General features: G+C 43.3%; 11 protein-coding genes. 6 read left to right on the top strand and 5 right to left on the bottom strand.

Annotated elements, in window-relative coordinates; translation table 11 throughout:
- Positions 1-89: 89 nt before the first annotated feature.
- The 4 genes from CPG39_RS01300 to CPG39_RS01285 all read right to left on the bottom strand — a co-directional run bounded on the left by CPG39_RS01300 (position 90) and on the right by CPG39_RS01285 (position 2,405).
- Complete coding sequence (locus CPG39_RS01300) at positions 90-764, bottom strand: 4'-phosphopantetheinyl transferase family protein (RefSeq protein WP_096291682.1); 675 nt, start codon at positions 762-764, stop codon at positions 90-92.
- Positions 742-1,479 carry a thioesterase II family protein gene (locus tag CPG39_RS01295; protein WP_096291681.1) on the bottom strand — a complete coding sequence of 246 codons (738 nt, stop codon included), beginning with the start codon at positions 1,477-1,479 and terminating at the stop codon, positions 742-744. The genes CPG39_RS01300 and CPG39_RS01295 overlap by 23 nt, the downstream gene beginning before the upstream one ends.
- A 12-nt stretch (positions 1,480-1,491) precedes the next feature.
- Positions 1,492-1,707: an MbtH family protein gene (locus tag CPG39_RS01290; protein WP_096291680.1), complete on the bottom strand. Its 216-nt coding sequence runs from the start codon at positions 1,705-1,707 to the stop codon at positions 1,492-1,494.
- Positions 1,708-1,889: 182 nt separating this feature from the next.
- Positions 1,890-2,405: a sigma-70 family RNA polymerase sigma factor gene (locus tag CPG39_RS01285; protein ID WP_096291679.1), complete on the bottom strand. Its 516-nt coding sequence runs from the start codon at positions 2,403-2,405 to the stop codon at positions 1,890-1,892.
- A gap of 967 nt (positions 2,406-3,372) precedes the next feature.
- On the opposite strand from CPG39_RS01285, the gene CPG39_RS01280 reads away from it, so the two are divergent.
- Positions 3,373-4,278: a hypothetical protein gene (locus tag CPG39_RS01280; RefSeq protein WP_145956195.1), complete on the top strand. Its 906-nt coding sequence runs from the start codon at positions 3,373-3,375 to the stop codon at positions 4,276-4,278.
- Between the two features lie 6 nt (positions 4,279-4,284).
- Here the strand turns inward: CPG39_RS01280 and CPG39_RS01275 are convergent, their stop codons facing one another.
- Positions 4,285-5,082, bottom strand: a complete 798-nt coding sequence (locus CPG39_RS01275; protein ID WP_096291677.1) for a hypothetical protein — start codon at positions 5,080-5,082, stop codon at positions 4,285-4,287.
- Positions 5,083-5,397: 315 nt separating this feature from the next.
- Between CPG39_RS01275 and CPG39_RS01270 the strand changes: the two genes are divergently transcribed.
- The 5 genes from CPG39_RS01270 (at position 5,398) to CPG39_RS01250 (ending at position 10,970) form a co-directional block, all read left to right on the top strand.
- The gene (locus CPG39_RS01270; protein WP_096291676.1) at positions 5,398-5,871 is read left to right on the top strand and encodes a PepSY domain-containing protein; all 474 of its coding nucleotides are present in this window, start codon (positions 5,398-5,400) and stop codon (positions 5,869-5,871) included.
- Positions 5,872-6,143: 272 nt separating this feature from the next.
- Entirely contained in the window at positions 6,144-8,231 is a 2,088-nt protein-coding gene (locus CPG39_RS01265) for a TonB-dependent receptor family protein (protein ID WP_096291675.1), read from the top strand.
- Positions 8,232-8,430: 199 nt separating this feature from the next.
- Entirely contained in the window at positions 8,431-8,943 is a 513-nt protein-coding gene (locus tag CPG39_RS01260) for a cupin domain-containing protein (RefSeq protein WP_096291674.1), read from the top strand.
- Positions 8,944-8,993: 50 nt separating this feature from the next.
- A complete protein-coding gene (locus CPG39_RS01255) occupies positions 8,994-9,806 on the top strand; it encodes an aldolase/citrate lyase family protein (protein ID WP_096291673.1) in 813 nt (270 codons plus the stop codon).
- Positions 9,807-9,842: 36 nt separating this feature from the next.
- Positions 9,843-10,970, top strand: coding sequence for a glycosyltransferase family 1 protein (locus CPG39_RS01250; protein ID WP_096291672.1), 1,128 nt, complete (start codon positions 9,843-9,845; stop codon positions 10,968-10,970).
- The last annotated feature ends 58 nt before the right edge of the window (positions 10,971-11,028 follow it).

Below are 11,028 nucleotides of genomic sequence, written 5' to 3'. Positions count from 1 at the left end.
TAGCTCAGCACCATACTTCATGCTCGATCATTTCCCGTGATGCGGCTCTCATTGGAACTCTGTGGAGTCGCGAAATAAGGCAATAGAAATCAATTATCTGTTAGGTAGTTATGTTGATTTGTCAGCGCAAACGCCGCTGCATAATGTGCGGGTGCTTCAATGGACCACGCCTTAATTTTCGTCCAGTCACGTTGGTCATGTATGACACGATAACTTCCGTCATCATTGGGCCGCACGGTAATAGCCGGCAGGTGCTCGGAAATCCCGAATCCTAATGCTTTCAATACGGATTCTTTAATTACCCAGAGATCAATGAAATTTCTATTTGACCAGATTCCTTGAGCACGCTCCTCCGAAGAAAGCACATGCACCCAAAGATTATTGACATCTCTATGACAATACTCGATATCAACCCCGATCTCACCCTTCGCGGATAATGCTATCAATGCAAAATCACCTGTATGCGAAACATTAAACTCTATGCCGTAATAAGCCGGCAGACGAGGTTTGCCGAATTCGTTTTTTTCAATCGGTATTTTATAAGGGGGCAACATCAAGTATTTTGCCAGTAGGCGACGCAGTGTCGCGCGTGCCACAATGCCGCGCACCCGGTCTTCGTGCTGTCGAAAGCATTGCGAATGAATCTGCTCATCCACGCTCAACAAAGACCAATCATCGATAAGTTGCTTCGAATCAAAATCAAATTCGATCAACCAAATCTCAGTCGCGGCAGGCACTACTTCAGGCAGATGCAGTCGTTTCACATTGCACCTCTGCTCGACTTTCTATCAAGCGTTTTTTTAATACAAACAAGAACCAGTCTTCGGATTGACGAAGAAAGAAATGCCCTCCATCGAACCAATCCAATGTACATATCCGGGTACTCTCCAATTGCCAATCATTTAACTTTACAATGCTAATTTCATCGGAACGTCCGGCAAAGCTGTGAATAGGAATAGGTAAAGGCGGTAATTGAAAATATTGAAAGCTGCCACAAACGCGGTAATCCATTCTCAACAAATCCAGCGTCATTGTCAGCAGCTCCTGATTTCTGAACACTTCTTCTGGCGTACCACCCTGCTTGCCTAAATCTGCTATTAATGCGGCATCGCTCTGCATGTTGTTGTAACGCTGGCTGTCTTGACGGATCGGTGCCGCACAGCCCGATACCAGTAGCGCTTTGGGTGGAAATAATCCTCTTGAACACAAACCCTGAGCGATGCCATAAGCCAGCAAAGCGCCCATGCTGTGACCAAAAAGCACATATTGTTCAGGTAAAGAAGGCGCCAGTTCATCGCACAGACTGTGTGTCAGATCGCTGTAGCTCTCTTTGGGCAACTCATCTATCCGGTTACCACGACCCGGTAATTCAATCGGTACCAGTTTTACCCAGGAAGGCAATAAACGCCGCCAGCGAAGATACATCGATGCGCTTGCGCCGGCGCATGGCAAACAAAATAGTATTAATGAATCTTGCATTGATGCAACGTACTAATTTTGATTGTCCATGAATAATCTTAGACTCAATGGACGCATATCCGTCCAGACTTTTTCGATATGATCCAGACAAGTTTTTTTGTCACCTAATACGCCAGTATCTTTCCAGCCACCCGGAACAGCTTTCCATTCCGGCCAAATGGAATATTGTTCTTCATGATTAACCAGCACGCGAAACACGCCATCTTCACGATCAAAGCAACTCGTCATAATCGATACCTCAAATTTACAAATAAATAGTTTTAATTTTTTGAATAAGAATGCTTCTTATTTATATTAGACGAATCGACTTGTACAGAATGCAAAAAAACAGCAAAAAAATTGGGAAGAATCTATATTATTAATATAATTAGTTGATATTACTAATTATTCATTGGCGTGCTATTTATAGCTTATTTTAAAAGAATACCCTTGCAATGTTCTGTTGCCTCATGAATAAGGATATTGGCCAATGAAGTTGAGATATTCAGTTCATCCGCAATCATTCGATGGGTATATCCATCTAAACGATAAAGCATAAAAACCCGCTTTGTCCGCTCAGGAAGTTTGGCTAAAGCCTGTGCCATCAATGTAAGGTGCTGACGGTTGATTGCATTAGTTTCCGGCATTCCGGTCAAGGCCTGAACGAACAATCCTTCTTCCTCAGACTTAAACAACTCTGTTTCAAATATACCGCGCCGATAACGATCAATCGCTAAATTACGTACAACTTGAAACAGGTAGGCCAATGGTTGCTTGACATTCTGCATTGCCGAAACTTCGGTCACTTTAATATAAGCATCTTGCACGATATCATCCGAGAGATCCCAGTCCCCCAAAATTTTGTATGCGGCGCGACGCAATTGCACGCGATTAATAATGAACAATGTACTCAATTCCTGAGTCCAGTTTTCTACAGGCATCATCATAATATTTAGATTTATTGATAATTATTTTTAAAATATTTTCTTGCCCTATCGCAACCACGCCTCACTCTAATTTATTACTCACGCCAACCACAATTTCGGGGAAAAGATTTTGATATGGGTTTGCCGTACCTGTAACGAAGTTTGAGTACAACTAAATTGATATTCGCCGGACATAGCGGCAATAGCCCTTGATCGCTAGCAAAAATTTCTTCGTCAGCAATGTGCTTGACACATAGAATGAATACCCAAGGCCGACTGGAAACTCATCACAGGAAATATTTCCTTCCTTTATTAGTCCTTTTCCCACGTACACAAAACCTTTTCTTATCGAGTAATAACGGGTTGCCAAGAGATAGATCTCGCTGTTTGTAACCATCTCGTTACGATTTAAAACAGGCAATCACTATCGTGATTAAATAGATTTTCTCCATTCCGAATTTCTATTGGAATAATTATGTTTTATGTCACAATTTGGTGTTTAATTGATTATAATGATAATGATAATGATAATGATAATGATAATCATTTGTGATGTAAATAGTAAATCTATTTCAATATGAAATGAATCTTAATGAGCATGCCATAGCCACATAGAACCGGATACTCTGCAGGGTTTATTTTCAAACTCTATGGATGACCTATCACCAATTCGGATATGAAAGTATCATTAAACAAAAACAATCCAATCGATAAAAATAGAACCGAAGAACAGCGCCACCAGCTTCAACACTAGTTTGGAAGAATAGTGTCAACATGTTGTACGGGAAAATAAATCTTGATGAATTACGCAATTACATCCTGAGCTTAATTTTTACCAATATTTATCTCTGAGAAAACCGAATGCTTCGCTGATTCCGTATAAAGCAAAATGATTCAAATACGCAGAACTTAAAGAGCATTATAAAAATGGCGTGAAAAGTGCATGGGGTCATTGTCCATGAATCCTTATCTAAAAGGAAAAAACATCATGAAAAAAATATCACAAGAAATTTTCCTGAAATGGATGATTTCTGTTTTAATCGGGATAATCACTACCGGATGTTCAGCGGAGATCAACTCAAAAAAAGAAATTCTCGAAGTGATAAAAAATATTGATAAAAATGGGTCGGAAAGAAACGAATTCATGAAATTTTCCAGAAAACCCCCAGCAAGCTGGTTCTGGTCACACGATATTGATCCAGATCATATTCACGATGTCGTGATGCCCGGCATGCATCTGATGCGCCTCTCTGTCTACGGTAATGACAAAAGACGACGCTTTGCATCAATTTCTTATGCGGAAGAATCAGCGATCGAAAGCCTCTATTTGCAAGATATCGCGGTAACAGAGCTTGATGACAACATTGCCCGTACTGGAGCGCGGCCGATATCAATAACCGGTAGTGAAATAAAAGACCAGCTACGCTTTTCACTGGTTCTGCATAAAGGCTCCGGCCCTAAAACAACTGTATATACCGGCCTTAATGAAGCAGGACTCAATCAGTTAATCAGCGCCCAGCACCGCATTTCTGATTTCACGGTGTATGTTGTTGATGGTATCCCTCAATATGCGGCAATTGTTGAGGAGCGTCCGGGGCCGTCCTTTGTTCTTGCTCGCGTAAGCGCTGCAGAGCTTGAAGTTTACTTACGCGACAACAATCTTACTCCAATACGTGTGCGCAGTTTTTCCGAAGGCGACATACGCTACTTTACAGTCGTCGCAGAACGCATTGATGTCGCTGATTGGCATTGGTATGACAATTTGGATAGCGATACTTTAGCCCAAAAACTCGATGCAAATGACGCCTACCCTTTTGATCTGGATAGTTATCGCAGCGAAGATGATGTTCATGCTGTTCGCTTTACAGTGATTATGTATCCCAACCATGACTAATTGAGCTTAACTCTTGCAAACGAGCGATCCGTCTGCCAGTTGCCCGCTGGGCTGCTGGCAGTGAAAAATACGTCCCAATACTGTTTTATATGCGAATTCAGGTCGCCGCTGCCAAGTTAGCAAAAATTCCTGTTTGCCCTCCCTCGCATCCTGTTGCCTATCAAGATCAAGATCGTAAAATTGACGCAAAATATCTTGATAATATGCTTTTCGCTGCCAATAATTCACATGAATTCCATCCAGGCCAAACCAATGCGGTTCTTGTTCATACAGGTTAAAATGCCGTTGCGCCGCCATATCTACTAAGCCGCGATGCACTACTTCAGCGCGACTAATCGTTTCATCTCGAGATAATTGACAGGACGGATAAAAAATATTACGAAAAAAAATATACCGTCGCTCAGATAAGCTTTTAATCGAAGTCATCGGTAGATTGGTCACCACAATCTGTGCCGAGTGATTCTGCAATTGATTAATACACCATTCCAGCGTCCGCAAAATCTGTAGCGGTGACAATTCATACAAAATATCATTGCCGATATCGGTCAATAATGCATATGTTGGACGAATTTCAACCGAATCCAGCTGCCGCCATAAATCACAATTTGTTATGCCCGGCAATCCGCGCCACAGCATCTGTGTATATGTCCCATACGCACGCCCATGTCCAAGCGCCGTTAGAATCTCGCTGGGTCCACCAAACCGCTGTTGCATTAAATGAATAGTTAAGCGTAACGATAAGGTAAGATTGCTTGCCCCGAGCAAGACAAAACGGTTTTTGGGTGTTTCGCGATAACTATCCATTATGACAGATCGGTAAATTTATCAATTATTGAATAATAGTATATTTCTGATTCTGCATGATAATGTTTAAATCACAGAGGAACCATCGCAGCAATTACTAAAACATGATTCATGATCATAAATTTTACCAAACTTGTTGTCACCGAAAGTGTTTACACCTCTTATACTTGAAGTATTGACAATCTTTTTGCTAAAGAGTAGAGAAAAGGTAATGGAATTTTTTCATTAATTTTTTTTCGATCAAAGCGAAAAAATGTAATAAAAAAATAACAGATTTTATGTTGTATCTATCTGGTTTCAGCCAAAGGAGATCAAATGAAAACGCAATTCCGAATTACGATGATACTGGCTACGCTATGGATTGCACTGGGTCCGGTGCATGCTAGCGAAAATGAAGTGAGCAAAGATCAAGTGCCCAAAACTGTACTCGAAGCTTTTGAGAAGTCTTATCCCAATGCCAAAGAAGTAGAATTCGAGCAGGGGATGATCGAAGGTAAAACTGTTTATGAAATTGAATACAAAGAAAATGGCCGGGAATATGAAATTATGTATGATGCCGATGGAGAGATTCTGCAGAAAGAAGAATCGATCGATATGGAAACGCTGCCCGAACCTGTAGCTCAAGCCATTGCCAAAGCATACCCAAAAGCCACTCTTGAAGAAGCTGAGAAAGTAATGAACCCGGATGGGACAGTGACAGGTTACGAAGTGGAAATAATGTCCGAAGGGAAAAAATTTGAACTTCAAGTAGATACCTACGGAAAGATTCTGAAAACCGAGCAGAACTAAATTCAACCGATCATGGATCAGTAATCGAACTCATTGTGTTTACAGCATGACCCAAGCCTAATCGAATATCTCTTCACTTATCTCGAATAAATGATCAGTTATTCGTATAGGCATGCATATAATCATCAGCGGGCAATGGCATACGTACAGGGGATCACTGATGACATTGTCACTTGTGTTAAATAGGCTATCCGCAATGTGATGCTGAGCAGTAGAGTGATACACTTGCGTGTATGCTTTTTATCATCGCATTTGTCACTTAAGATTTTTCAATGGGTTATTTTTCGCGCACGCGATACTTGCTTGATTTTCAAGCCGTACTACTTGTTTTATTACTGCTAACGAATGCCAGCTGGGCGCAAGAACCCAAAATCATCCCATCTGTTATCCTGGATCCCATCAGCATTACCGCCACCCGCAGTGAACGTTCACCTGCACTAATTCCCAACAGTATCACGCAAATCAAACCTGACCCACAGCAGAGTTTTCAGCCAGGGGCGACATTGGATGAATTTGCGCGCGGCACCCCAGGGGTTTTCTTTCAGAATCAATTTAATTTTACGCAGGATTTACGCATCGCGATTCGCGGCTTTGGTGCACGATCACCATTTGGCGTGCGTGGCATTCAAATGCGCGTGGATGGCATTCCGCAAACCTTGCCGGATGGGCAAACACAACTGGATTCGATCGATCCATCGCTGATTGAGCGCATGGATATCGTACGTGGTCCTTCGGCAGCGTTATATGGCAATGCATCCGGGGGATTGATCGACATCACCACGCGCGAAGCACCGCAAGAAAAATTCGTCATCATGCCGCGCCAGGTACTGGGTCAGTATGGTTATCTGAAGTCTGAACTGTTCATGGGAGGCCGCAACGGAAATTTCGGCTACAGCCTGTTTGGTTCTCATTTGCAGCAAGACGGTTGGCGTAATCATAGTGCAATGCAAAATACTTCTTCACAAGCCAAACTGAATTTCCAAACCAGTAGCAATTCGGATTTGATGCTGGCATTTCGCGAATTTTACTCACCGTTATCCAAAGATCCGGGCGCGTTAACCAGCAGCGAAGTACGCGACAATCCCAGACAAGCTTCCTCACGGAACGTGCAATACAACGCTGGAGAAGAAATCCGGCAGGAAGATATAGGTGCGCGTTTTCGTCACAGACTGTCTAGCGGAAAAGAATTTACCGTGACGGCACACATGCTTCATCGGGATTTTCAAAGCCGTCAACCTTTTTTCGATGGAGGGCAAGTGCAATTTGATCGCCTAGTGGGCGGGTTGATGATGCAGTTTGTTAACGATCATGAATTGTTCAACCGTCCCAACCGTTTTCTGATCGGTGTCGATTACGGCATACAAAATGATGATCGACAGCGCTTTAATAACAACTTTGGCATGCGCGATGCATTAAATTTAAGTCAGATCGAGCGTGTACAAAGCGTCGGGCCATTTGTACGCAATGAATGGAATATTGCCGATAAGCTCGATCTGGTACTTGGCGGCCGCTGGGATTGGTTGCATTATCAAGTCAAAGATCGATTTAAAAGCGATGGAAATGAATCCGGCTCGCGCACGGTATCGCAAGGCAGCGGTTCCGCAGGGCTTGTGTACCATCTTACCGATCAACAGCAACTCTATGCGCATATTGCATCCGTCTTTGAAGCGCCGACCACGACCGAATTACTTAACAATCCTGCAGGAAGAGGTGGATTCAATCCGAATCTGAATGCGCAAACATCGCTCAGCAATGAACTTGGTTTTCGCGGCAACACGGCAGGATTTCAGTACGACACCGCAGTATTTTTTATCCGTACTTGGGATGAAATCACACCATTTGAGTTAACTTCATCGCCCGGCCGTGCATTCTTCCGGAATGCCGGGCAATCACGGCGAATGGGTGTGGAGGCACGTCTCGCCACACCGGAATGGCAAGGTTTGCGGGGAGAAATCAGTTACACATTCTCCGATTTTGCATTCGAAAAATACATAGTCAACGACATGAACCTGAAGGGTAACGTTTTTCCCGGTATCCCTACGCACCGGTGGGAAGGACTACTACGTTACTCACACCCTTTTGGTTTCTTCGGCCAATTGCATGTGCATCGGGTCGGTGAGTTTTATGTCAATGACATTAATACCGCAACCAATCCAGCCTATAATCTGGGACAATTACTCTTCGGCTGGGAATTGAAGCGTAATTGGATCGAAGGTTCAGTGTTTCTCGGTATCAACAACCTGTTCGATGCGCAATATAATGCCAATACACGCGTCAATGCAGCACTGGGTCGCTATTACGAACCGGGGCCACCGCTCAATCTGTTTGGCGGAATACGGATGCGCATTGTCGTATTCTAGTAAATGTCATGTTTTATGAGCTCTTTTCCCGGAATATAACCATCGTCGATTTGATATACTTCCATTAACCCTTAGCGCCTTATACTTAAGAATCAAGTATAATTTAAGTACGTAAAAATAATAATTATATCGCTGCATACCGCCTCGTCCATTATCGCAAACCAATTTCGCTATCGACAAAGCTGCAGGAGAGTGAACCATGCTAATAAAAGACGCAATCAAAGATCAACAGACGGTAACTTCAGAAGGGGAATCGACAAACACCCTACTGGCAGGAGTAAAAAAACACGAAGCACCCAATATCATCACATCCAACGGTATCACCACAGAGCTTTACCGTCCGGAATGGGATATTGGTCCGGAACAGATACGGCATATGATTCATGCCATACTGCGCCCCGGTGCTATCAGCGCGTGGCATATGCATGAATTTCAGATAGATACGATCTTTGTGATCAACGGAGCGATAAAACTGGTTCTGTATGATGATCGCGCTGATTCAGCGACAAAGGGACAACTCAACGTCTTTCACATGAGTCGCTTGAGACCCACGTTGATCACTATTCCTCCTGGTATCTGGCACGGTTTGCAAAATTTGGATTATTCTGAAAGTAGCTTTATTAACTACTTTAATAACCCTTATGTTTATTCTGGTCCGGACGAATGGCGATTACCCGCTGATACCGACAAAATTCCTTATCAATTCAAGTAATCTATAAAGAAACCGTAAGACTTTTCAATTTTTCCCCAGGACTTCATTCCATGAGCTATGGCAGCGACTTTGTTCTCACATTATTTACCAATGATCCGGATCTGGCACGCGCTGGCAATGCGGCCGGCATTAATCGTATTGGCCTTGATCTGGAAAGAATGGGTAAAGAGCATCGCCAGGATGCCAAGAAAGCATGGATTTCTAATCATCAGATGCATGAACTGGAGGCTATCCGTGATCAATTGACGCAGTCGGCGTTATTTACACGTATCAATCCGATTCATGCCGGCTCACGCGATGAAATCAATTATTTGATCGACCAAGGAGTCAGCGTGCTGATGTTGCCAATGTTTCGCACGCTTAAAGAAGCGGCCACTTTCATTGAACTCGTGGATGGCCGTGCCTTTGTCTCTTTATTGGTTGAAACGGCAGCAGCTGCTATTCGTCTGCGTGAAGTTGTCAAGCTTCCAGGTATTGGTGAGATCCACTTCGGCTTAAATGATATGTATTTGGATATGAAGCTCTCCAATCATTTTGAGGTGCTAACCTCCGGCTTTCTCGATAGACTGACTGATATTGCATCTGAAGCGGGTGTGCCTTATGGTTTTGCAGGCATTGGCCGACTTAACGATAGCCGTTTGCCAATACCCAGCGATTTAATCTATGCTCAATATCCGCGGCTTGGCGCAACGCGTGCACTGGTTGCACGGGTATTTTATACCCCTGATTTTCACGCACTGAACCTGACCCATGAAGTCAATACCGCGCGCGCCAAGCTGGATCAGTGGCATCAAGCCGGAGCGGATCAGCAAACTGCCGCTTTGACAATGTTGCGCACTAAAGTTACTGAGTGGGCTGTTTGAGTTCGTTTACATTCGTTTTCTAGCTATCCATTTGAAATGACCCAAGCGCAACTTACTTTCTACGACACATCGCGCGCCTATTATGCAAGCTATTATCTGCAGGGCTTCGATGAATTATCAAGAAACGGCAAACTGCAAATCAGAATCGCACATTCTCTTCCGAAACGCTTGAAGCCCGCTATACAGGATGCCGATTGGGAACATTTATTGTTTGCGATGGCACTTTTCAAATTTCAGCAAGGAAATCACGAATGGTATTTCTGCATTGATACGCATGATGTCAATTCAGTCAACGTTGCGAATCATAGTGGCGGATATCATCTGCCTTTACTACAGAACGTTGACGTTTATTTCAAGGTTAACTATAACCCCGATCAAATCGAGTACACACCCATACTGAAGGACTTTCGTAGAAAAATTTTCAGTGTCTCACAGTTTTTTCCAATAAAACCGGGGTCGTTCCTGTCACTTAGCCGCAGATTGTTGTTGACTCCGAAGCTGTTTGGATTTAGACCCGGTGTTAATTATAATGTACCTTATAAGGATTATTTAACGGATGCCAAGTTTCGTTTGCGCGACCTGAAAAATTTTCAGTCATTGGAACAAATTTTAGCTCATCGAGCGACTGCAAAAGATATTGACATTTTTTTTGTAACCAGTTTCCGTCAGAATGCCCGCCATGCAGCGGTCATGAACCATCGGTATCAGGTTATCAAGAAACTTTCCAGTATAGCCTCACTTAACACAGCCACAGGTTTTTCAAGCGAAAAAGCATTACCGGAGAAATATGCTGAGGTATTTTATCCACGATTGGATCAAGAAAACTATCTGGAAACCTTGGCGCGCGCCAAGGTTGTTATTTATACGCAAGGTATTGCAGGTTGCTTATCTTCCAAGTTTGGCTTGGCCATGGCGCTTGGGGTCGCTGTTATCGGTGAACCTCTGGAAAATAACCCAGACTTGTTAATCGCAAACCCGCACTTGAAAGAACAGTTTTCTTACTCAAATCCGGATGATATCGTTGCGCATGCAGTTCAGCTCGCAACAAATCCGGAACAAGCGCGAACATTAGGCGCTTTGAATGCAGCCATGTTCGATAATCAACTCGCTCCCCGCCCTACTGCAGAATATATACTCCAGGCACTGCAAAAGTTTCAATTTTGATCCTCACTTGCAACTGAAAAAGCAGATTAGTTGAGATGAATTGGCGGGAATGGTACAT

Source organism: Nitrosomonas ureae, assembly GCF_900206265.1.
Lineage (GTDB): Bacteria > Pseudomonadota > Gammaproteobacteria > Burkholderiales > Nitrosomonadaceae > Nitrosomonas > Nitrosomonas ureae_C.
Note: the sequence above shows the minus strand (reverse complement) of the source record. Positions and strands in the feature narration are given on the sequence as shown.

Excerpts from the sequence above, each read along its gene's own strand:
- CPG39_RS01295 (WP_096291681.1), bottom strand. The coding sequence starts at position 1,479 with ATGCAAGATTCATTAATACTATTTTGTTTGCCATGCGCCGGCGCAAGC.
- CPG39_RS01290 (WP_096291680.1), bottom strand. The coding sequence starts at position 1,707 with ATGACGAGTTGCTTTGATCGTGAAGATGGCGTGTTTCGCGTGCTGGTT.
- CPG39_RS01285 (WP_096291679.1), bottom strand. The coding sequence starts at position 2,405 with ATGATGATGCCTGTAGAAAACTGGACTCAGGAATTGAGTACATTGTTC.
- CPG39_RS01280 (WP_145956195.1), top strand. The coding sequence starts at position 3,373 with ATGAAAAAAATATCACAAGAAATTTTCCTGAAATGGATGATTTCTGTT.
- CPG39_RS01275 (WP_096291677.1), bottom strand. The coding sequence starts at position 5,082 with ATGGATAGTTATCGCGAAACACCCAAAAACCGTTTTGTCTTGCTCGGG.
- CPG39_RS01270 (WP_096291676.1), top strand. The coding sequence starts at position 5,398 with ATGAAAACGCAATTCCGAATTACGATGATACTGGCTACGCTATGGATT.
- CPG39_RS01265 (WP_096291675.1), top strand. The coding sequence starts at position 6,144 with ATGGGTTATTTTTCGCGCACGCGATACTTGCTTGATTTTCAAGCCGTA.
- CPG39_RS01260 (WP_096291674.1), top strand. The coding sequence starts at position 8,431 with ATGCTAATAAAAGACGCAATCAAAGATCAACAGACGGTAACTTCAGAA.
- CPG39_RS01255 (WP_096291673.1), top strand. The coding sequence starts at position 8,994 with ATGAGCTATGGCAGCGACTTTGTTCTCACATTATTTACCAATGATCCG.
- CPG39_RS01250 (WP_096291672.1), top strand. The coding sequence starts at position 9,843 with ATGACCCAAGCGCAACTTACTTTCTACGACACATCGCGCGCCTATTAT.